We start from the raw sequence: 21,031 nt of genomic DNA on the forward strand, positions 1-21,031 counted from the left end.
TACGCCTATTCCTCGTAAAATGTTTTACTATTTAGGACTAACTAATGAATATGTAGGTTATTTTGAAACAATTATTGTGGTTTCACAGTAAATTCGATATAATTTTATTTGGTATTTTAACTTAAAGTTTTTTAGTATAAGTGTTTTTCAATGTCTACGGGGAAAAGGAGAATCGTCATGAAAAATTTAGTCTTGATCGGCGGAGGTTACGGGAATATGCGGGTTCTCCACCGCTTATTGCCAAATCAATTACCTGATGATGTTACTATCACATTAATTGATCGAAATCCTTACCACTGTTTAAAAACAGAATATTATGCACTCGCTGCTGGAACGATCTCTGATCATCACATTCGAGTATCTTTTCCAGAGCATCCGAAGCTGGATATTCAATATGGGGAAGTAGAAAAAATTGATATTGAAAACAAACAGATCTTATTCAGCGACCGTGAACCCATTCCTTATGACGACACGGTGATTGGACTCGGCTGTGAGGACAAGTATCATAATGTCCCTGGTGCGAAAGAACATACATACAGCATTCAAACCATTGATCAGTCAAGACATACGTATAACAAATTAAACAATTTGGGTGCAGGTGCAACGGTTGGTATCGTCGGTGCTGGACTTAGCGGGGTAGAGCTAGCCAGTGAATTAAGAGAAAGCCGTGCTGATTTAAACATTATTCTTTTTGACCGCGGAGAGCTGATTCTATCAAGCTTCCCAAAAAGATTAAGTTTATATGTGCAAAAGTGGTTTGAAGAAAATGACGTAAAGATCATTAACTGTGCCAATATTACGAAGGTTGAAGAAGGTGTTGTTTACAACCATGATGACGCCATTGAAGCAGAGGTCATCGTATGGACAGCAGGCATTCAGCCAAGCAAAGTGGTACGGGAGATGGATGTTGAAAAGGACGTACAAGGCCGCGTCGTATTAACACCTCATCACAATCTCCCTGAAAATGAGCACGTCTATGTCGTGGGTGATTGCGCAAGTCTTCCGCATGCCCCAAGTGCACAGCTTGCCGAGGCGCAGGCAGAACAAATTGTCCAATCTCTGCAAAAACGCTGGAAAAACGAGCCGCTTCCTGAGGCTTATCCTCAGTTTAAGCTAAAAGGTGTCTTAGGCTCTTTAGGGAAAAAAGCCGGCTTTGGCTTAGTAGCAGATCGTCCACTTATTGGCCGTGTACCAAGACTTCTAAAATCCGGACTCCTTTGGATGTATAAGCATCACAATGGCTAACATCATGTGAATTTTATCTCAAAGCTCCTTCTCGTCGAGGGAGCTTTTTTCTATGAAACGGCATGTGCCGATGAACGGGTCCATTTGATCGGAGCAAGGGCAAGGATGCAGTCTTTACGAAACGTTCTCATCGTCTTTTTCGATAAACAATACGCTTGGATGAGCTGGTCTGTTTGACGGTGGACAATGATTTTACGCTTCGTGCACTCTCCGTTTTTCTTCATATAAATCATCTCAATTGATATTTGCTGTTGAAGAGATTGTTTCAGTAAATAATTCATGATGCTCACGCTCCTTTCCTTTCATTATAATCGAACAAACGTTCTTTTTCAACCTAAAAAGGAACATTTGTTCGTTTATTTTCTCAAAAAAAGAACAGTTTATTCACTGCTCTCCGTGTAACCGTATTTCTCCATTTCTTGATAAATGTCTTTTAATTTTGGATTGCCCTCTCCGACAATTTGATCCTCCACTAAGACAAGCGGATAAAAGAATTCATCATCAAGAATTCGTTCGGACAATTCCTTTTGGTGTTCGTTTTCTGGTGGGTGCTCAATATCAATATATGTGATGCGAAACGGCTGATTTGGATATTTTCGTTTTAACGCTGCATCTAACCACTCAAATGTGTCTTTTGATGAAGGCAGATTCACGCAGCTAGCGCAAAGTACATCTCTTCCATATACATAAAGATCGACGGTTTGATTCATTTGACAAGCCCCCTATTCTTTCTTTATTTTAGCTGAATTTTCTGTATGAAAAAAGTCAAAATCACTTTTTGTTTCAAGATGAGATTGTGCTATAATGAGAAGGAAACTTTGAAACCAATCAATAGATTTTTATCGTCCAGATGAATATAATGGTGATATGTTGTGAAAGGAGCGATTGTATCTAATGACTGAAGTCGAAATGAAAGACCAAGTACAGGAAGTACTAGACAAACTTCGTCCATTTCTATTACGTGATGGTGGAGACTGTGAGCTTGTAGACATTGAAGATGGCATTGTCAAATTGCGTCTTCTTGGTGCATGCGGCAGCTGCCCAAGTTCAACCATTACATTGAAAGCCGGTATTGAGCGCGCATTATTAGAAGAAGTGCCTGGCGTTGTAGAAGTTGAACAGGTTTTCTAATTCATATATGACATGAAAACGACCCAAATTCGGGTCGTTTTTTTCAGTATTAGCCTTTTTCAGCGTGATATGAAAACCCTTGAATTCTAGGAAGGACGAGTACTGGCGCGGAGCGAATTGATATTCGTGAGCACCAGCACGCAGGACTGACACGGAATGCGAGGGTTTGTCATCACGCTGAAACGACCCGATTTGGGTCGTTTTTTTATTATTAGCTTAGCTTCTCTCTAAACCAATCCTTTATAAAGGTTAGTCTTTGAATACGCTGCCCCGGATGACCGCTTCTGGATAAATCATGAGATGCTTTCGGGAATTTGACGAGCCTTGTGTCTTTCCCAAGCTCCTTCAGTGCTACAAAAAGCTGTTCTGCTTGATCGACTGGGCAGCGATAGTCTTCGTCGCTGTGTAGGATGAGAAGCGGCGTATTTACCTGCTTCACATACTTTAGCGGCGAACGATCCCATAGCTTATCGGCTGAATCATAAATATCCCCATCCATCTGCCACCTTGTGAAATAATAACCGATATCACTGATGCCATAAAAGCTAATCCAGTTTGAAATGGACCGCTGTGTGACGGCTGCGCGAAAACGGTCGGTCTGTCCGACAATCCAGTTGGTCATAAAACCGCCATAGCTGCCGCCTGTCACTCCAAGTCTTGTTTCATCAAGGAAATCATAGGCTTTCAGCACATGATCAACAGCCTGCATGACATCCTCATAATCAACGTCACCATAACTCCCTCTCACACGGTCGGTAAACATTTGTCCGTATCCATGACTGCCATGAGGATTGATATATACGATGGCATAGCCTTCCGCGGCGAGCATTTGAAATTCATGAAAATACGTATAACCATACATGGCATGCGGTCCGCCATGAATTTCTAAAATAAGCGGATAAGTCTTCCCCTCTTCCAATTGGGATGGCTTCATAAACCAGCCATGCACCTCGTCGCCTTCTTTTGACTGAAACGAAAATGGCTCTGGTACCGATAGGACATGCTCCTTGAGGAATTCATCATGCTCGAACGTGATTCGCTTTAGATCCGCCTCCCCTAATGTCAGCTCATACAGCTCACTTGGAGAAACGGGTGACAGCCGGCTCAGCAGCATTTTGGATTCATTCGGATGAAGGCTGAAGTTTGTGATATGCTCTGCCTCTAATCGAACAGGATAGGCTAAGCCTTCAACAGAGAAATAATAAATCCCTGTACTGCCTTGATCAGAAACAAGCGCATAAAACCCTTGGCTATCCTTTGTCCACTGCGGAAGCTGATTGGCTTCGCCCATAACACTATCCCCTGCCATACAGTTGCCCACATACATATCGAGCATTTCTGACAACTGAATGACTTTTTGCTCCTTCAGATCATACAGCCATAATGCTGGGAAGGTTGCATTTTGAAATTCACGCTCATGTCCAATATACACGAGGCTCTCTCCATTAGGAGCAAAAGACACGGCGGAATAAGCGCCAGCAGATTGTGTAATTTTCTTTGTCGTACCGTCCTCTAATGATTGGAGGCATACATCACTTATGTAAGGTTTCTGAGGATTTGATTGAATATAGGCAAGCCATTTCCCGCACGGAGAGAGCGTGTGATTCACATGATGATGCTCTCCGCTCGTAACTGCCTTGATCTCTCCTGAATGAACATCCACTTGAATGATCTGCGTAAAACGCCCATCTAAAAAACCTCTGCCATCTGCTTTATAGGTCAAATCATCATATACCGCAGGAGCGAACTCATCTCGCTCTTCCTTCTTTTCATCATGAACAGATTCTGATGGTTTCAGTGACACAGCCGCATAAATGAAAGCTCCATCTAGTGAAAAGACAGGATGAGATACTCCGTATGGAATCGACGTTAAGGTACGCACACCGCCTCCCTCGCTCTGAATCAGTGCAAGCTGGGGAGCTTCCTTTGGCTTTTGCAAAATAAACGCAAGCTGCCTGCTGTCTTTTGACCACACTGGCTGATGATGCTTTCCATCCTCAAATGTCCATTGTGACAGCTCCTCTGTCTCTTCATCTCGAACCCATAAATGGATGTTGTAATCGTCCTTTTTGTCATTCACCGTGACCTTTGTAAAAACCGCCTTTTTTCCATCTGGTGAATAAACCGGATGAGAAACAGAAACAATCTTCGTTAAATCTTCTGCTGTCATCAATTTCTTCATGAATGTATCTCCTCCTTTTATGCATAAAAAATAGTTCGATCCTCTAAATAATAATCCCTGCTTCATTTTATAAAAACAAGAATAAAAAAAGAACGTGCATATTTACAGCACGTTCTCAGGTTATTGAAAAAGGGCTAAAATGATCTTTATTTTAGCTCTTTTTCTTCTTTTCAGCGTGATAGAAAACCTTTGCAGTCTAGGAAGGACGAGTACTGGAGCGGAGCGAATTAATATTCGTGAGCACCAGCACGCAGGACTGACGGTTTGCCTACACGCTGGAAATTGCATTTTTACAGCACGTTCTTTACTTGATTGACTGGATCATGCTCCACGACAACACCTTCTACTGGTACTGTCAGCAAATCTACTTCGCAATGCGGGAAGTTTTGGGCAAGCTGCTTTTTCAGCGCTTCTCCCTTCCCTTTTTCAACTAAGGTTAAGATTGTCGGACCAGCACCGCTTAATGCCGTTCCATACGCTCCTTTTAGCGAAGCGACATGCTCTACCTTCGACAGCTCTGGGACGAGCATTGTGCGGTAAGGCTGATGAAATAAATCCTTATTCATCATTTCTCCAACAAGCGGCCAGTTTTGCGTCATTAAGGCGGCAACAAGCACGTTGCTCACAGCACTCGCACTGACAGCATGTTTATAGGAAAAATCCTCTGGCAGGACATCACGGGCATCCTTTGTCAGTACTTCATAAAAAGGAATCACGACAACAACATCTATATCCACATGCTTCACTTTGACTGCATGTGTCTTGTCTTCTTCATGAAGACCAATCAGTAAACCTCCGAATAAAGAAGCACCCGCATTATCTGGATGACCTTCTACCTCACTTGCAAAAAAGAGCTTTTGATCATCCGGCATATTTAATTCGAGAAGCTGATTGGCTAGCTCAATGGCTGCCACAATTGCAGCAGCACTGCTGCCCAGCCCCCGTGCCAATGGAATATCACTCCACACTTTGACATAAACAGGCGGGAGTGTTTTTCCAAAGTGATCTGCGACCTTTTTGGCTGTTTGATAAATGAGGTTGTCGGTGCCTGATGGAATTCCAGACACGACATCTGATTCTGCTTCAAACAGCCAGCTATCATGGTCATAGACCGATAGCTTTAAATAGCGGCTGAGCGCCATTCCAACTGAATCAAAGCCTGGTCCTAAATTGGCAGTGCTTCCCGGTACTGTGATTGAAAAAAGCATGGAGGCTTTACTCATACGCGCGCGGCCTTTTCTAAGTGTTCAAGAATTTGATCTTCATCTGCATCAAGTGTGACCGGCTTAATTTGTGAAATATCAATGGCCGTATTCGGATCTTTCAATCCGTTGCCTGTTAATACCGCAACAACTTTACTGCCTGGCTTGATTTCTCCGGATTTCACCTGCTTTAGCACACCTGCGATAGACGCACATGAGCCTGGCTCTGCAAACACACCTTCTTCACGAGCAATCAATTGATATGCATGGAGAATTTCTTCGTCTGTCACTTCATCAATCTTTCCGTTTGATTCATCTGCCGCTGCCACAGCTTGTTTCCAGCTTGCAGGATTTCCGATACGGATGGCAGTTGCCACTGTTTCTGGCTGTTCAATCACTTCATTTCGCACGATCGCTGCTGCGCCTTCTGCTTCAAAGCCGCGCATAACAGGCAGTCCAGTTCCTTTTTTCTCATGGTATTCCTTGAAGCCTTTCCAGTAGGCGGTAATATTCCCCGCATTTCCAACAGGAATCGCCAGTACGTCCGGGGCCGAGCCTAGCTGCTCACAGATTTCAAATGCCGCCGTTTTTTGTCCTTCAATTCGGTACGGATTGACAGAGTTAACAAGGGCAATCGGCGATTTTTCACAGATGCTGCGGACGATTTTCAGTGCATCATCAAAGTTACCGTCAATTGCAATGATCTCTGCTCCGTACATCACAGCCTGTGCAAGCTTGCCAAAGGCAATTTTTCCGTCTGGAATGATGACGATACATTTCATATCAGCACGGGCAGCATAAGCCGCTGCCGCTGCAGAAGTATTCCCTGTCGAAGCACACATGACCGTATCATTGCCTTCTTCTTTTGCCTTTGCAACAGCCATGACCATCCCGCGGTCCTTGAAAGAGCCTGTTGGATTGACGCCTTCTGTTTTCACATGAAGCTCAATCCCTAGCTTTTCCGAAAGCTTGGCAAGGTGGATCAGCGGTGTATTCCCTTCATTTAATGTTAGTTTTGGTGTTGATTCGTTTACTGGTAAGAATTCTTGGAATTCTTCAATAAGTCCATTCCACTTCATCAGCTTAAACCGTTCCCTTCTACTCGGTACGTGCTCTTCACTTGAACCACCACGTCGAGATCGTTTAATTTTTGCAGGATATTTGAGAAATCTTCTTCTGAGGTCCGGTGTGTAATAATCACAATTTCAGCCAGCTCATCATGCCCTTTCACAGGAAGCTGAAGGATCTTTTCAAAGCTGATGCCTCTTTCAGAAAAAATAGATGTAATGCGGGAAAATGCCCCGACTTGATCTCTAACATGAATTCTTAAAAATTGCTGAGCAAATACTTCCGACGGTGATTTGATCTTTTTCTCAAACTCCGGTGCGATAAATCCGCTTCCGTTCACGCCAAGGCGCATGTTTTTCATGACTGCGACTAAGTCTGATACCACAGCGGTTGCCGTTGGCAGACTTCCAGCTCCAGGTCCGTAAAACATCGTTTCCCCTACAGCACTCCCATAGACATACACCGCATTGAATTCATTGTTGACTGATGATAACGGATGGTGATCAGGGAGTAAGGTTGGCTGGACACTGACTTCCACTTTCTCTCCGTCCCGCTGGGCTATTCCGATCAGCTTCATTGTGTAGCCAAATCGTTTACTGAAATTAATGTCTTCATCAGAAACGTCAGAGATGCCTCTCACCTTCACATCGTCTAATTCCACATTCATGGAAAAACCGAGTCTTGCAAGAATCGCCATTTTCCTTGCTGCATCCAGTCCTTCTACATCAGCTGTTGGGTCTGCTTCTGCAAAGCCAAGATCCTGCGCTTCTTTTAAGACATCCTCATATGCGCTTTTATCGACGTTCATTTTCGTTAATATAAAATTGGTTGTGCCGTTCACAATTCCCATCATTTTCGTAATTCGGTCAGATGCCAATCCTTCCTCCAGCGTACGCAGAATCGGAATTCCTCCGGCGACACTTGCTTCATAATAAAGATCACAGCCATTTTCTTTCGCCACATGTAAAAGCTCTGTTCCGTAAAGTGCCATTAAATCTTTATTAGCGGTAATGACATGCTTCTTTTCATTTAACGCATCTATTAAATATTGTTTTGTCTCTTCAATGCCGCCCATCACTTCAATAATGACGTCGACCTCTGGATCTCTAATCACATCGTATACTTCAGTTGTGAAGACTTCTCTTGCCACATCCACATCTCTCTTTTTATCGGGATTGCTCACAAGCACTTTTTGTATTAATACCGGACAGCCGATCTGGTGCATTAATTTATCCTGATGATCTTGGATAATCTTGACGACACCGCTTCCCACTGTTCCTAATCCTAATAGTCCAACTCGAATTGCCTTCACCTGAAATTCCACCTTTCTCCGTCAATGTCCTCTCTAAAAAGACATTTGTTAACCTAACACAGACATTCAATGTACACACATTATAAAGGGGTATCCTCATTTTGACAAGGTAATAAAATATGAGATTGTTAGAATGAAACCGCTTAACAGCTATTTATATCAAGATTCTATATTTTCAAAATATTTTTGTCAGAAAAGCTCCCGAAACTCAGGGAGCCTGAAATGATGAACGAACCGGCGTTTTGGCTTGCTGACCTTGTAGGACAAGCGCAATATTCTCAGCACATAAACGCATCATCGTTTTTCTCGTTTCGACACTTGCACTTCCAATATGAGGGAGAACCGTGACGTTACGTAATGTTGTTAACGGATGAGATGGGCTGACAGGCTCCTGTCTAAATACATCCAGACCAGCGCCGGCAATTTTTCCTGTCGTGACTGCCTCATATAAAGCATCCTCATCCACAGTCTGTCCTCTTGATACGTTAATAAAATAAGCAGAGTTCTTCATCAGATCAAATGCCTTTTCATTAAACATGTCTTTCGTTTCTGGGGTTAACGGCGTCAGGCAGACGATGAAATCAGACTGCGTGAGCAAGTCCTCAAAAGCCGCATAGGTCACGCCGAGCTGCGCTTCTGCCTCTGGCTTTCTTGACCGGTTATGGTACAGCACCTTCATGTCAAAGCCTGCTGCCCGCTTGGCAAGCGCTGTTCCGATACTGCCCATGCCGACAATTCCAAGGGTTTTGTGATGAACATCAGCTCCTGCAAGAAGAAGCGGTCCCCAGCCTGTCCAATTTCCTTCCTTAATCCAATCACTCGCCTCGACAATCCGTCTAGCTGACGCCATCAGAAGGGCAAAGGCTAAATCAGCCGTGGATTCCGTTAATACATCAGGCGTATGACAAATGGTGATGTTGCGCTTATTAGCGGCTTCAAGATCAATATTGTCATAACCCACAGCAAGGTTTGCGATCACCTTAACATGTGGAGCCTTTGATAAAAGGGCTTCATCTACTTGATCTGACAGCATGGTGAGAAGCGCATCCGCTTTCGCTGCTTGTTTTTCTAATTCTTCTCGTGGACATGGCTCATCTTCGCTTGGCCACATCTCGATATGAGCGACTTCTTTTAGTGGTGTAAGTGATGCTTCATCCAGCTTTCTTGTGATATAGACATAAGGTTTCGGCAAGAAGAACACTCCTTTTATTGATTTCTTTAAGCATAACGAAAAACGCCTCAAGAGAAAAGAGACGTTTCATCTGTTCACTGAAACTTCAAATCAGTGGACCTGTGATCCAGCCAACAGGTGGAATGAGGCTCCCGCCGCTTCGCATGGCACTCATTTCTTGAAAGACCTTTAGAAAGTATTCATAGCGATTGGCATCATTTAAGACGTAATCTAGCCGTTCTTCATAATATGATTTTTCATTTTCTCCCGACATGTAGTAGCCTTCTACAATTTCAAAGTAATGAAGCGGGAACAACAGGCGGCTGTATAACAAACGCTTAGAAAAGGAAGAAAGTGGTGTCACCTGCTCATATTGCTGTAGAAAAGAGAAGCCCTCCTCAATTAAATCTTCCTTATGCTGGACAAAGGTTTCTCTTAAGTATTCGGCAATATCCCGGGTTGGATGATCAAAGACCCAATCTACAGGTAAACGAAGCGGCTGCTCATGCGGCCATGTCCTTCGCGAAAAACGCTGGTGGCAGACAGTGCCTGAGTCACATTCTTTCGGTTCATCATCCAGCTCAGTATCCACTAAATATTGAATGGCGTTTTCCGTTAATCCAAGATAATACGGAAAGGATTCGATGAATTTTTTTTCAAACCGTTCCAGTGGTTTTTGGTGCATTTGCTGCATCCAAAAGCCTTCAAGCTGATCTAACCGTTTTGCCCATAATTCCTTCCAGGCTCCCACACGTTTTGTTTCAGACACCTCATATGGAAATCCTCTTCCCCTGACATGAAAGGCCGCCAGCTCTGACGCCTGTTGAAACGAGCGGCTCGAGATCGGCGGTGCTGCCTTTAATAAAGCATACAGCTCCTTTCCATGAGTAAAGGTGGGCTTCTCTTCATTTGTTAATTCAAACACAGCGACGTATGGGTCTCCGGCATTCAGTAAATACTGACTGATATGAAACAGCTCTGTGAGTTCTTCTTCTCGCAAGTGAGACACAGGAACAATGATAAAGAGAGCCTCCGACGTTTGAAAGCTCTGATAACTGCCATATGGCATAAGTTGACGCACATCAATACCAAATGTGTGATAAATGGTTTCTTTCATGTTTTCACCTGCGTTCATATGATCGATCTCTTATCATATCGTAGTCGCAGGTTGAGGGATTTATGAATACTATTTACTATCCGAAGCTTTTTACACGTTGTGGACAAATTACGAGGATTGGGTGAGGAATATATGCCGCATCATCATGAGATGAACGAAGTAGAAAAAACAGCAAGACGCCGTTTACAAGAACGAGGCGTATCCATTCAAGATATAGCAGACCTTGTCTACTTTTTACAGGAAAAATATCATCCTGGCTTAGACATGACAGAATGCATCCACAATGTGGAGCGTGTCATCGCAAAACGAGAAGTCCAAAATGCGATATTAACTGGCGTCGAACTAGACGTACTCGCCGAGCAAAAAAAACTGACCGAGCCGCTTCAGTCTATTCTAGAAACAGACGAAAGCCTGTATGGTGTTGATGAAATTTTATCGTTTGCTATCGTCAATATTTATGGTTCGATCGGCTTTACGAATTACGGATATATCGATAAAGAAAAACCAGGAATTCTCGGGATACTCAACGATAAATCCACAGGGGAGTGCCACACCTTTTTAGATGACATTGTCGGCGCCATTGCTGCTGCAGCATCAAGCAGGCTGGCACATAGTGCGAGAAATGTGGAATAAAGCAAAAAAGAGGACGCGCGCATAACGCTTGTCCTCTTTTTTTATGATAATCGTTCAATCCACTCAGATAATGAATCAATGACATAGGTTGGCTGTTTGTCATATTTGTGAAGCAGCTCTTTTGTTGTCACGCCTGTATGAACGAGCAATGTGTCCATTCCTGCATTCATCCCTGCCATAATATCCGTATCATAGTTATCGCCTACCATGAGCGTCTCAGACACATCCGTCCCGAGCACTCGCATGGCTTGTTCCATGATGATGGATTCTGGTTTTCCGATAAATGTTGGCTGGACTGTAGTGGTGACGGTTAATACAGATGTTAACGAGCCGTTGCCTGGCAAAAGCCCTCTTTCAGTTGGAATGGCAATGTCTCCATTTGTTGAGACAAATTGTGCGCCTTGACGAATGGCAATCGCACCGACTGCGAATTTTTCATATGTAATGCTGCGATCAATTCCAACAACAACGAAATCAGCGTTTTCCTGACCAAACGTCAGCCCTTTTTCTTCAATGGCCTGCTTGATTCCTTCTTCACCGATGACGTAAACAGACGCGTCTTTCTTTTGTTCGGCAATATAATTGGCTGTTGCCATACTTGTTGTAAAGACTTGTTCTTCAGTTGCTGGGATATCGAATGAAACGAGTTTTTCTGCTACCTGCTTTGGCGTGCGTGACGAGTTATTCGTGACAAACAAGTAGGGAATGTTTAGCTCATTTAACTTTTGAACAAATTGACCTGCTTCTTCGATCTTTTCTGTTCCTTTATACATGGTTCCGTCTAAATCAATTAAATAGCCTTTGTATTTCATGATGTTCACAACTCCAATGGATTATTTAAACGCTGATACTGGGCCTAGCTCCTGCTCTAAGTAGGTACGGATGCGGTTTGGGAAAACCTGTAGCGCATGCTCAACCTCGCTGATCACTTGCAGCAAGTCGTGATGAACCACTTCTTGGTATTGCTGTACAAGTGTTTTGCGGCACGAGACAAGCTTTTTCAGCTGACTGCCTTCCTCTTCTGGTACAACCTTTTCATCAACAAGAATATCCATGATGTCATCATAGCTTCCTGGATCACGCATAATAAAGCCATCAATCATGTCATTTCCCGTATCAAGAATACATTCGACGAGCAAATGGACAATTCGTTCCAGCGCTTTTTTCTCTAGTGGACTTGTCCATGTTTGATGACTGCGCATCAACTCATATTGCTCCTCGAAAAAACGTAATGTCTCTTCAATTTTTTTTCTGTCTACGAAATACATCATGACGCTCCCCTTTGCGTTATTTTCTGATTCGTTTTAAGACAAAATAGGCACAGCCAAAATTACAGTATTCATAAATGTATTCATCGAGTGTGCTGATTTTTGTATCAAATGTGGCCTTTTGGTTTTGGTCATCAAAGAACCCCTTCAATCTCAGCTGATTGTAGCCCCAGTCCCCCACAATATAATCGTACTTATTTAAAATATCTGAGTACCTTGCTTTAAACGCTTCTTCATCAAAACCATCTTTAATATCTCTTACAAGATCAAAAGTAGCATTCTGAATGACGATCATCTTCTCACCTCTTTTTAAACGATCCATCTTTAATGATAATTCATTGGAAGAACTCCATCAATTGCTAAAGCATGTTTTTTCCGATTTAGCCGAAGCTAAAGAAAAAAGGAGGTCACTTTTATGAAGAAACAACTGACAGCCGCGATTCTTCTCAGCATGCTTTTAGGCGGGTGCGGCTTTCAATCAGGTATGAACCGGCAAGTGGATGAAGATTCTTCAAGTAAAACCATCCGTCTGTCGGATCGTCATGAAGGAAATAATTCCAACATGCCAGAAGCAGACACAAACAGAGCAGGGTATGTTCGTTATCAGCACCAGCAAGTAACGGATCAGAAAGAAAGAACACCTGCTTTAAATCGCGAGCATCTTGCCCACGTCATTACAAGTTTAACTGTGCAGCTGCCAAACATCAAAGATGCAGCCACACTTGTGACAGATGAGGATGCACTAATTGTGTATCGAACAGGAAACAAAAACCGGGATGAATCTGCCGATCAAGTAAAGAAAACGGCGGTTTCTGTTCTCCCTCGTTATTATCATGTATACGTCTCTGATAATCCAGAGCACTTTCAATCCATTGCCAATTTTTCACGTCTTCAAACCAATTCACGTGATTTTGATCAAATCTTAACCAAAACAATTCAACAAATGAAATATTCCCCTCAAGGTGGAGATATTTCTACGAAAGAAGATGCAAATGGTATGACGAATTCCGACCGTACCATGAGAAGAAATGCCCCTTACGGCCAAAATTAATACGAGAAAAAACGCCAGAGAGCTCTGGCGTTTTCTTGTTATGCTTGCGCCTGACGCTTTTTAGACGCTTCATTTACTTGTTCATCTGCATGGTAGGAAGAGCGCACAAGCGGTCCAGCTTCACAATGGCTGAAGCCTTTTGACATCGCAATTTCTTTCAGCTCTGCAAACTCATCCGGATGATAGTATTTTTGAACTTTTAGATGTTTTTTCGAAGGCTGTAAATACTGACCAATCGCCATAATATCGACGTTGTTAGCAAGAAGATCATCCATGACTTCAATGATTTCTTCCTTCGTTTCACCGAGTCCAATCATAATGCTTGATTTCGTTGGAATGTCGGGCTGCATTTCTTTTGCACGGCGCAAGAATTCTAATGAACGATCATATGTAGCACGCGCACGAACCCTTGGCGTTAATCTGCGAACTGTTTCAATATTGTGATTTAAAATGTCAGGACGTGTGTCCATTAACGTCTTCAAATTATCGTAATTGCCGCCCATATCTGAAGGGAGAACTTCAATTGTCGTAAATGGGCTTTTTCTTCTAATGGCACGAACGGTTTCAGCAAACACACCTGCTCCGCCATCCTTTTGGTCATCCCTTGCAACCGCTGTTATGACAGCATGCTTTAAGTTCATCAAAGCCACTGAATCTGCCACGCGTTCTGGCTCTTGCAGGTCTAGCTCAGTTGGAAGTCCAGTTTTCACCGCACAGAAACGGCATGCGCGCGTACAAACAGATCCAAGGATCATAAATGTAGCGGTTCTTCTCACTGCCCAGCATTCATGAATATTCGGACATTTTGCTTCCTCACAAACGGTATTCAGGTTGTTTTCCCGCATCATTTTTTTCAAACCGGTATAGTTTTCATTCGTATTCAGCTTAATTTTAAGCCAGTCCGGTTTTCTTACGTGCTCTTCCTTCTTTGCCAATTCCATCATCTCCATATGAATTCGTTAAAGGTGCATCTACAAAAATCTTCCTGCTATATACGATGGATGCAGCTAAGAAGCTGCAAAAAATTGAATCTTCGGCCTAAAGCCTTTTCTTTAGACACTTTAACATAGTACAGATTGAACAACAAGGGAATGAGCTGCAAAATACCCAAAAGCCTCCTAAAAAAATCACAAGAAAATTACTAACATTTTCTTCTTATGAAATAGGGTGATCTAACCACACTAAACGGTAGAAGACGATGCTTGATGAAAGGAGATGGACGTTTGTGAAAGTGGTTTTAGCCATCATGATCGCTCTTTCAATGCTTCCTTTACCTGTTCATACGCAGGGGGAAGGCAAGCAGCCAGATGTACTGAAGCAGCGAATGGCACTATACGAAAAAGTCGCCATCACGACACAGGTTCCATGGTATGTACTTGCTGCGGTTGATCAGTATGAGCACAATATTCGAAAAAGCAGAAGAGATTTACCGAAACAAAAAGGCGTCATTGGCATCTACATTCCCCGGGAAATGTGGATCGGCCCTGAAAACCCGAATAAGCAGGATACCTCTCCTTTAAGCATTAAAGTGTTTGATGGAATTGGACTTGATGGCAACGGGGATGGAAAAGCGAACAGCGATGACGATGAGGATGTATTATTCACGTTTGCTCAATACTTGCTTCATTACGGCAACAGCATTGATCAATTAAAAATTGCTTTATGGGACTATTATGGACGAGATCAAACCGTTGGAATCATTTCATCTTTTATGAAGCTATATCAGCACTATGGCCATCTTGACCTCGGAAAGCACGCTTTCCCTCTTCCAGTCGGAGCTGACTACAGCTACCGGAGTACATGGGGAGATGCAAGAGGATTTGGAGGCAGAAGAATTCATGAGGGTACGGATTTATTTGCCCATTATGGACTTCCCGTTCGTGCGACATCGTATGGCGTGATTGAAATGAAAGGCTGGAACCGCTTTGGCGGCTGGCGGATTGGGATTCGAGATATTCATAACCATTATCATTACTTCGCTCATTTAAATGGCTTTGCAAAAGGACTCAAAACAGGTCAAATTGTTGAACCTGGACAGGTCATTGGATCTGTCGGAAGCTCCGGTTATGGCCCTCCAGGAACAGCAGGAAAATTTCCGCCGCATCTTCACTATGGCATGTATAAAGACAATGGCAGAACTGAATGGTCTTTTGATCCATACCCTCATTTAAGGGCATGGGAAAGAGCTGAGCGAAAACGACATTAAAGAAAAGGAGAAGTTTAGCGTTTTCGCACCCTTCTCCTTTTTCATGTCTAAGCAAGTTACTGCTCATTTTTCTCCTTCAAACCTAAAATTAAAAATAGAATTCCCATGATGAGAAAAATGAAATACACAACGGTTACTTCCAATGGAATCATGTCAAACATACCTCTAAAAATATCGATACTTAAGCTTTCATTTCTGACCAGTAAAATGGATGCTGTGATATATTTAGCACTAAATACTATAGCAAAAACCAAAAAGCAAATACCACTTACATAAAGTTTCTTCATAAAGCTCCCCCTAATAACAATTAAAATTGATCATGACACATTCATCTATATGGAATCAAGTAGTGAATGAGGTTTTTATTTCCAATGACTGCACATCAAAAAACAGCCCAATCATTCCTTGGGCTGTTATTCTTTCTTCTCCTTTTTCTCTGGGAGAACAATCGATGGGGCGCCTGAGTTCGTTCCGCTGCCATTGTAATAATCTGGTACGTCTCCTTGAACAGCTTGGATGGAGACGGGTACTGAGTTTTTGACCACGATTGTTTCAGATGCAAACGGGATGATGACTCTCACCTTGACCTCGATTAGAACACTAATATCAATCAAGGCATTGTTGATGCCATAAGGCTTAATGTTTTTTTCAACGTCCGTATGCGGATCGCCAATGACACTAAACCGTACAGGCACTTTTGGTCCTAGGTTGGCGATGAGTGCATTTCCGGACGCTTGCCCAAGCGGAATGTTATATATAATGCCGTCATGTCCATCTGTTTGATCCTTTAATGCTTCTTTTGCCTCTTTTTGAAAATTCCCCTTTTCAATGTCCTCTAAATTTTTTTGAAGATGACGTGACAGGTCAGCCATTGCTTTCGATGTTGCTTGCGCATTAAAATCGATGGTCGTTACTTTTCCGTTCTCACTTGTATTCATGACCACCATATCCTTCATATTCTCCTGATCTTCTGCAAAATCTTGGACGGAATATTGAATCAGATGATTGGCGATACGCTCTGTTTCTAGTTCAGCAATGTGTATAAGGGTTGGTTTAATGGAGCGGTTAATAAAAAATAGGCTTATGACGGTTGAGAGTACAAAGAATAAGATCGCAAGCAGCATGACGTATCGGAATGGCAAAGGGCCCTTTTTATAGGGGCGATAGCGGCGGTTCATTCTCAATAAAAAATCCCCCCTTCTCCATTACAAGTGTATGCAGACAGGCGGGGGGATAGGAATCATCTCTTCATTTTATTTCACCATTTTTAATAAGGCGTCTCTTCCAATGGTTCCAACTGTAATGCCTAATGCTTCTGCAGCGTATGTCACAGATTCTAAAGGGGCATCAAGCAATTGCTCTATCGTTCTCACACCAACTGCTCTCCCTGCGATAATGCCTCTATCTGCAAGCTTTTCATTTAAGAGCCCGACATCCAGTGCACCGCACATAATATACCCATGTTCATTTGTCACTGCCATAAAATTCGTCTTCGGCAGTTTGACGGTGACGGCTGTAAAGGAATGTCCATCAATATTAATAGGTGTTAAATTCACCAAATCCCTTCACTCCTCTCATCACAATCTATGTGACAAGAGGGCGAGTGTTGTTAGGCTAAAGCGGATTTCATGTGGCTTCCTTCAGGCGCCAAGTAAGCACATCACGTAAAAATTCCGGCATGAAATATTCAATGTGTTCATGGTCACGGATATGAGGAAATAGAGAGCCTAATGTATACATATCGACTGTGCCAACCGTATATAAGGCGTCTTTTCTGATCAATTGATCATGCACAAAAACATCCTTTACTCGTTTGGTTTCACCTTCTTCTACTGTATAGGTGAGGCCGCTATACAGCATTTTCCCCATCAGGTCACCTCTAAAGCCGAAGCCCTTAATGCGTAGCTGTTCCATTTTTTCTTCACAGGCACGCCGAACGGTTTCGATGAGCTGTTGACCGGAAAGCGTCACCCTAATTGGGTTAATTGGGTGCGGGCAGATTCGGTGGACTTCTTCTCTAGTCACGATTCCTGCCTCTAATGAATCAAGCACCATACCTGCATTCATCATGCCGATAGCTGCCCCGCACCAATCTTTAATGGCATCTGTTAAGAGCTGCGGAAGCGGGGATTCATCAAACCACTTCGTTTCTAGCCTTGACTCAATCACGGTTACTTTTTCCTGCATGAGGGCTTTCGCTCTTCTCTCTGCTTGCTGTAAGGTAGTGATCGCTTCATCTGATTCACTGATCAGCTGCTCCACTGACTGCACCGTTGCTTTTTTCTCGATTAACTCTTTGCTCGCTGTGTCAATGGTCAGCTCGACACAGCCAATATAATGCCCATACTTTTCAGCGCATGCAAGCAGTACCCCATTGTCCATTTCACCCTGTTCTAACAAATGATGCGTGTGTGAGCCTAGGATGATGTCGATGTCAGGAAAATCACGGGCGACCTCCCGATCATGGATGATACCAAGATGGGATAAGAGCACAATGATATCCGCTTGTCCCTTCACTTCCTGCAGCATGTCCCGTATGCTGTCAAACGGATCTGTTATTTCCCAGCCCAGCTTTTCATAGACAGGTGTATACGCAATGGTCACGCCTAAGAGACATATTTTCAGTCCGTTTTCCATTTGGATCATATGATAGGGCTTTGCCCACGCTGGCCTTTTGCCTTTCTCAAATAAATTAGACAGGACCACTGGAAATTGTGCATGCTCGTACAATTGATCCAGCTGATCATGAGGCAGCGTAATGCCTTCATTATTTCCAATTGTGACCCCGTCATAGCCAAGCTGATTGAGGAGCTTGACGTTTACCTTTCCATAATCAGCTTCTGACACGAGGTTCACTCGGTCCATATGGTCGCCAATATCAAACAAGAGCATCTGATCGTGAACTTGACGCTTTTCTTCAATATAAGCTGCGATTTTTGGCCAGTTCTCAAAGTGGCTGTGCAAATCGTTTGTATGATATAACCATAGCTTCTGCAGCATGTTGATCTCTCCCTCAAGTTGTCACTGAACCGTCTCATTCAGGTTGAAAGCCGCAGCTCTCATTTAACTAAATAAATCTAACTGCTTCGGAGAAAGGCTTGAATACGTAATATCCAGCAAATCAATCATCTGCTGACCATTCGCCGCTGCATCTCCGCCGGAGTTATTATTAAACACGACATACACATCTTTTGATTGCTGATGCAGGATGTCGAGATTCTTTTTCCACTCTTTTAATTCAGCTTCATTATATAAATATAAGTATCGCACTTCACGCCAATTCTCATGGTCTGCTGGGTGAAGCCAGCCCTGTTTATTTCTTCCGTGAAAACGGACCAATGTTTTATCACGGTGCGTAGCTTGTATGACTGGCGGAATGGAGCCTTCTCCAACTTGCGGCTCATCACAAACAGAATGAATCCAGCCTTCTTTTTCCATAAAGGACAAGGTCTGCTCATAAAATTCATCTGAGAACCATGTGCGGTTACGGAATTCGAGGGCACACGGAATGTCCCCCATCTTCTCTTTACACCATCTTAAATAAAGGACGTGCTCTTTTTTGCAATCAAACCATGGTGGAAATTGAAATAGAACCATGGCTAGTTTCCCTTCACGAATAAGCGGAGTCAATGAAAGAATAAATGCGTCAAACATCTCTTCCTTCGAAGCAAACGGAATTTCGCCTCTCTGATGACCGGTCATTCCTTGATATGCTTTCACGACAAATTGAAAGGTATCTGGCGTATCCTTGATCCACTTTTCATGATTACGTTCAGGCTGAACTGCATAAAAGCTGGCATCCAGCTCCACAATGGGAAACGTAGACGAATAGTGAAACAGCTTTTGCGCGCTGCCGATTTTCGGCGGATAAAGACTGTCATGGTCACCCCAGCCAGTTAATCCGATATAAATCATGTTTCTCACCTCTTGCCACTCTCATGTATAGACGGCTTCCTCACATGAAAGCCTTTTTCTCTTGTCATACCCATATTTCTGAAAGAAATTCTTCTGTCTACAACATATCATATTTGCCCGTAATTCTGAATGAAGATGACTGATGGTGCGTGATTTTATCAAGAACTCTGTTTGTTTGTGATATTAGTTGACAACTTTCTATCTTAAATGATTTGAGCTGATAACATAAAATGCATATCAGAAAAGTGAACAGTGATTGTCCATTTATTTATTCATCTTCACCAAGAACTAAAGTTCTTAATAAAGGAGACTTAGTGGATATGAACTTAGACGATAACCAGTTTGAAGCATTGCAAAAAATCGCCGAAAGGATTCACAAGCCTGTCTATTTGTGTAACCAGCATGGGCGCCTTCTCTGCAACTCGCACATCATCATCACGAGCCCAGATTGGATTCGCATTCTCCCCTTTTTCAAAAGCCGGACACCCCATTATTTTTCAATAATAGATACGAAGCAAACCTTTTCTGTCTTTCCGATTGATCTAATCGAACAAACATGTGAGTATGTGGTCATTCCTTCCTTCATCCTTCCGCTGGATGAAACACTGCAAGTCATCATTGAACAAGCAGTACACGAAATCTCGATTGCGCGAATGAGACAATATTCTGCCCAGCAAACGGCCAAGCATGCCAGAAATGAAGGATTTCGCAGATGGATAGAGGGTTCATCGTATTCTCAGCAAGACGCTGCAAACATTGCGAAGGCGTTTGGATTAAATGTAGATAGCAGCTATCTATGTATGATCTGTCAGCTTGATCAGTGTCATGAGACCACTCATTTTTTGAAGCAGCAACTGATGTTAGAACAAGTCGTTGATCTGCTCGACAGCGCACTTCCAAGCTCTCCTTTCCCTTCCTTTTTATTTGTCAAAGGTGATATGGGCATTGTATTAATGGAAGAGACGGGCAGTTGGTCAGAGATGAGTGAAAGACTCCTTTCTTTTTTGAAACAGCTGCAGATGCTCGTTAGCATTCAAGTGAATCACACCATTTCCTTTGGCGCGAGCTTGACTAGTTGTCGCATCAATTACCTGTCTGAGGGGTACAGAGAAGCATTAGAAGCGCTTCAAGCCGGACATCTCTCGGCGCAGTCGGAATATATACACTTCTATCAGGCAAAGGATGTGCCAGATTTATTAAAGCTTATTCCAAGAAAGGATTTAGTCACGTTTCACCAGATGCACCTTCACCCGTTATATGAAGCCGGTCAAAATCTCCTCCACACCTTATCTGTCTATTTAGAAACGCATTGCCACATTTCAGAAACAGCGAAACGTTTGTCTATTCATCGCAACACGGTCATTTATCGATTGGAGAAGTGTGAGGAGCTGCTGCGGATCAGCTTAAAAGACCCTGAAACCACACTAAGGCTGCGCTTAGCATTACGTATTCACATGCTTCTTTCACCCCATCCTGAGTGAATGTTTTCTTCCGAAGTTTCATATAGTTTGGAGGAGAAAAATGATACAA

22 protein-coding genes and 1 pseudogene are annotated in these 21,031 nt (G+C 43.0%); 6 read left to right on the top strand and 17 right to left on the bottom strand.

Annotation, left to right across the window (positions count from 1 at the left end; translation table 11 throughout):
* Positions 1–177: 177 nt before the first annotated feature.
* Positions 178–1,245 carry an NAD(P)/FAD-dependent oxidoreductase gene (locus QRN39_RS11620; RefSeq protein WP_050944064.1) on the top strand — a complete coding sequence of 356 codons (1,068 nt, stop codon included), beginning with the start codon at positions 178–180 and terminating at the stop codon, positions 1,243–1,245.
* A 50-nt stretch (positions 1,246–1,295) separates the two neighbouring features.
* Here the strand turns inward: QRN39_RS11620 and QRN39_RS11625 are convergent, their stop codons facing one another.
* Both QRN39_RS11625 and QRN39_RS11630 read right to left on the bottom strand, forming a co-directional pair.
* Entirely contained in the window at positions 1,296–1,526 is a 231-nt protein-coding gene (locus tag QRN39_RS11625; RefSeq protein WP_284907308.1) for a hypothetical protein, read from the bottom strand.
* Positions 1,527–1,625: 99 nt separating this feature from the next.
* A complete protein-coding gene (locus QRN39_RS11630) occupies positions 1,626–1,955 on the bottom strand; it encodes a YuzD family protein (RefSeq protein WP_003212989.1) in 330 nt (109 codons plus the stop codon).
* 121 nt (positions 1,956–2,076) lie between these two features.
* On the opposite strand from QRN39_RS11630, the pseudogene QRN39_RS11635 reads away from it, so the two are divergent.
* Positions 2,077–2,376 (top strand): annotated as a pseudogene (locus tag QRN39_RS11635) (NifU family protein).
* 211 nt (positions 2,377–2,587) lie between these two features.
* Here QRN39_RS11635 and QRN39_RS11640 read toward each other — a convergent pair.
* From QRN39_RS11640 to yutH, 6 genes are all read right to left on the bottom strand, one after another.
* Positions 2,588–4,558 (bottom strand): alpha/beta hydrolase family protein, encoded by a 1,971-nt coding sequence (locus QRN39_RS11640; protein ID WP_284907309.1) that lies wholly within the window; start codon positions 4,556–4,558, stop codon positions 2,588–2,590.
* A gap of 290 nt (positions 4,559–4,848) precedes the next feature.
* Positions 4,849–5,781, bottom strand: a complete 933-nt coding sequence (gene thrB / locus QRN39_RS11645) for a homoserine kinase (RefSeq protein WP_034620114.1) — start codon at positions 5,779–5,781, stop codon at positions 4,849–4,851.
* Entirely contained in the window at positions 5,778–6,839 is a 1,062-nt protein-coding gene (gene thrC, locus QRN39_RS11650; protein WP_044140848.1) for a threonine synthase, read from the bottom strand. Before thrC ends, thrB begins: the two co-directional genes overlap by 4 nt.
* The gene (locus QRN39_RS11655) at positions 6,839–8,140 is read right to left on the bottom strand and encodes a homoserine dehydrogenase (protein WP_003213524.1); all 1,302 of its coding nucleotides are present in this window, start codon (positions 8,138–8,140) and stop codon (positions 6,839–6,841) included. The genes thrC and QRN39_RS11655 overlap by 1 nt, the downstream gene beginning before the upstream one ends.
* A 208-nt stretch (positions 8,141–8,348) precedes the next feature.
* Positions 8,349–9,332 carry a 2-hydroxyacid dehydrogenase gene (locus QRN39_RS11660; RefSeq protein ID WP_050944067.1) on the bottom strand — a complete coding sequence of 328 codons (984 nt, stop codon included), beginning with the start codon at positions 9,330–9,332 and terminating at the stop codon, positions 8,349–8,351.
* An 85-nt stretch (positions 9,333–9,417) separates the two neighbouring features.
* Positions 9,418–10,428 (bottom strand): spore coat putative kinase YutH, encoded by a 1,011-nt coding sequence (gene yutH / locus QRN39_RS11665; RefSeq protein WP_034620180.1) that lies wholly within the window; start codon positions 10,426–10,428, stop codon positions 9,418–9,420.
* 132 nt (positions 10,429–10,560) lie between these two features.
* Between yutH and QRN39_RS11670 the strand changes: the two genes are divergently transcribed.
* On the top strand, positions 10,561–11,061 hold the full coding sequence (locus tag QRN39_RS11670) for a phosphatidylglycerophosphatase A family protein (RefSeq protein WP_003213652.1): 501 nt from the start codon (positions 10,561–10,563) through the stop codon (positions 11,059–11,061).
* A gap of 41 nt (positions 11,062–11,102) precedes the next feature.
* Here the strand turns inward: QRN39_RS11670 and QRN39_RS11675 are convergent, their stop codons facing one another.
* From QRN39_RS11675 to QRN39_RS11685, 3 genes are read right to left on the bottom strand one after another with little or no spacing between them, the layout of a single operon-like run.
* Positions 11,103–11,876, bottom strand: coding sequence for a TIGR01457 family HAD-type hydrolase (locus QRN39_RS11675; RefSeq protein ID WP_226805372.1), 774 nt, complete (start codon positions 11,874–11,876; stop codon positions 11,103–11,105).
* A gap of 18 nt (positions 11,877–11,894) precedes the next feature.
* Complete coding sequence (locus tag QRN39_RS11680) at positions 11,895–12,329, bottom strand: DUF86 domain-containing protein (RefSeq protein ID WP_050944069.1); 435 nt, start codon at positions 12,327–12,329, stop codon at positions 11,895–11,897.
* A 19-nt stretch (positions 12,330–12,348) separates the two neighbouring features.
* A complete protein-coding gene (locus QRN39_RS11685; protein WP_003213192.1) occupies positions 12,349–12,624 on the bottom strand; it encodes a YutD family protein in 276 nt (91 codons plus the stop codon).
* 120 nt (positions 12,625–12,744) lie between these two features.
* Here QRN39_RS11685 and QRN39_RS11690 point away from each other — a divergent pair, with 120 nt between their 5' ends.
* Complete coding sequence (locus QRN39_RS11690; protein ID WP_050944070.1) at positions 12,745–13,380, top strand: YhcN/YlaJ family sporulation lipoprotein; 636 nt, start codon at positions 12,745–12,747, stop codon at positions 13,378–13,380.
* 38 nt (positions 13,381–13,418) lie between these two features.
* Here QRN39_RS11690 and lipA read toward each other — a convergent pair whose 3' ends face one another.
* Positions 13,419–14,315, bottom strand: coding sequence for a lipoyl synthase (gene lipA / locus QRN39_RS11695; RefSeq protein WP_034317455.1), 897 nt, complete (start codon positions 14,313–14,315; stop codon positions 13,419–13,421).
* A 326-nt stretch (positions 14,316–14,641) separates the two neighbouring features.
* On the opposite strand from lipA, the gene QRN39_RS11700 reads away from it, so the two are divergent.
* Complete coding sequence (locus QRN39_RS11700) at positions 14,642–15,586, top strand: M23 family metallopeptidase (protein ID WP_249118194.1); 945 nt, start codon at positions 14,642–14,644, stop codon at positions 15,584–15,586.
* A 56-nt stretch (positions 15,587–15,642) separates the two neighbouring features.
* On the opposite strand, the gene QRN39_RS11705 is transcribed toward QRN39_RS11700, so the two are convergent.
* The 5 genes from QRN39_RS11705 to QRN39_RS11725 form a co-directional block, all read right to left on the bottom strand.
* Positions 15,643–15,873, bottom strand: a complete 231-nt coding sequence (locus QRN39_RS11705; protein WP_003212760.1) for a hypothetical protein — start codon at positions 15,871–15,873, stop codon at positions 15,643–15,645.
* 126 nt (positions 15,874–15,999) lie between these two features.
* Positions 16,000–16,764, bottom strand: coding sequence for a sporulation protein YunB (gene yunB, locus QRN39_RS11710; protein WP_044140941.1), 765 nt, complete (start codon positions 16,762–16,764; stop codon positions 16,000–16,002).
* A 75-nt stretch (positions 16,765–16,839) separates the two neighbouring features.
* A complete protein-coding gene (locus QRN39_RS11715) occupies positions 16,840–17,145 on the bottom strand; it encodes a YunC family protein (RefSeq protein WP_050944071.1) in 306 nt (101 codons plus the stop codon).
* Positions 17,146–17,212: 67 nt separating this feature from the next.
* Positions 17,213–18,586 carry a bifunctional metallophosphatase/5'-nucleotidase gene (locus tag QRN39_RS11720; protein ID WP_284907310.1) on the bottom strand — a complete coding sequence of 458 codons (1,374 nt, stop codon included), beginning with the start codon at positions 18,584–18,586 and terminating at the stop codon, positions 17,213–17,215.
* 63 nt (positions 18,587–18,649) lie between these two features.
* Positions 18,650–19,501, bottom strand: a complete 852-nt coding sequence (locus QRN39_RS11725; RefSeq protein ID WP_003212748.1) for a DUF72 domain-containing protein — start codon at positions 19,499–19,501, stop codon at positions 18,650–18,652.
* Positions 19,502–19,821: 320 nt separating this feature from the next.
* On the opposite strand from QRN39_RS11725, the gene QRN39_RS11730 reads away from it, so the two are divergent.
* Positions 19,822–20,982 carry a PucR family transcriptional regulator gene (locus tag QRN39_RS11730; RefSeq protein WP_284907311.1) on the top strand — a complete coding sequence of 387 codons (1,161 nt, stop codon included), beginning with the start codon at positions 19,822–19,824 and terminating at the stop codon, positions 20,980–20,982.
* The last annotated feature ends 49 nt before the right edge of the window (positions 20,983–21,031 follow it).

It is taken from the genome of Bacillus sp. lyk4-R2A-2 (genome assembly GCF_030209735.1).
In the GTDB taxonomy this organism is placed as follows: domain Bacteria; phylum Bacillota; class Bacilli; order Bacillales; family Bacillaceae; genus Bacillus; species Bacillus pumilus.

Excerpts from the sequence above, each read along its gene's own strand:
- thrC (WP_044140848.1), bottom strand. The coding sequence starts at position 6,839 with ATGAAGTGGAATGGACTTATTGAAGAATTCCAAGAATTCTTACCAGTA.
- QRN39_RS11670 (WP_003213652.1), top strand. The coding sequence starts at position 10,561 with ATGCCGCATCATCATGAGATGAACGAAGTAGAAAAAACAGCAAGACGC.
- QRN39_RS11630 (WP_003212989.1), bottom strand. The coding sequence starts at position 1,955 with ATGAATCAAACCGTCGATCTTTATGTATATGGAAGAGATGTACTTTGC.
- yutH (WP_034620180.1), bottom strand. The coding sequence starts at position 10,428 with ATGAAAGAAACCATTTATCACACATTTGGTATTGATGTGCGTCAACTT.
- QRN39_RS11640 (WP_284907309.1), bottom strand. The coding sequence starts at position 4,558 with ATGAAGAAATTGATGACAGCAGAAGATTTAACGAAGATTGTTTCTGTT.
- yunB (WP_044140941.1), bottom strand. The coding sequence starts at position 16,764 with ATGAACCGCCGCTATCGCCCCTATAAAAAGGGCCCTTTGCCATTCCGA.
- QRN39_RS11685 (WP_003213192.1), bottom strand. The coding sequence starts at position 12,624 with ATGATCGTCATTCAGAATGCTACTTTTGATCTTGTAAGAGATATTAAA.
- QRN39_RS11730 (WP_284907311.1), top strand. The coding sequence starts at position 19,822 with ATGAACTTAGACGATAACCAGTTTGAAGCATTGCAAAAAATCGCCGAA.
- QRN39_RS11620 (WP_050944064.1), top strand. The coding sequence starts at position 178 with ATGAAAAATTTAGTCTTGATCGGCGGAGGTTACGGGAATATGCGGGTT.
- QRN39_RS11690 (WP_050944070.1), top strand. The coding sequence starts at position 12,745 with ATGAAGAAACAACTGACAGCCGCGATTCTTCTCAGCATGCTTTTAGGC.
- thrB (WP_034620114.1), bottom strand. The coding sequence starts at position 5,781 with ATGAGTAAAGCCTCCATGCTTTTTTCAATCACAGTACCGGGAAGCACT.
- QRN39_RS11725 (WP_003212748.1), bottom strand. The coding sequence starts at position 19,501 with ATGATTTATATCGGATTAACTGGCTGGGGTGACCATGACAGTCTTTAT.
- QRN39_RS11700 (WP_249118194.1), top strand. The coding sequence starts at position 14,642 with ATGCTTCCTTTACCTGTTCATACGCAGGGGGAAGGCAAGCAGCCAGAT.
- QRN39_RS11720 (WP_284907310.1), bottom strand. The coding sequence starts at position 18,586 with ATGCTGCAGAAGCTATGGTTATATCATACAAACGATTTGCACAGCCAC.
- QRN39_RS11625 (WP_284907308.1), bottom strand. The coding sequence starts at position 1,526 with ATGAATTATTTACTGAAACAATCTCTTCAACAGCAAATATCAATTGAG.
- QRN39_RS11705 (WP_003212760.1), bottom strand. The coding sequence starts at position 15,873 with ATGAAGAAACTTTATGTAAGTGGTATTTGCTTTTTGGTTTTTGCTATA.
- QRN39_RS11680 (WP_050944069.1), bottom strand. The coding sequence starts at position 12,329 with ATGTATTTCGTAGACAGAAAAAAAATTGAAGAGACATTACGTTTTTTC.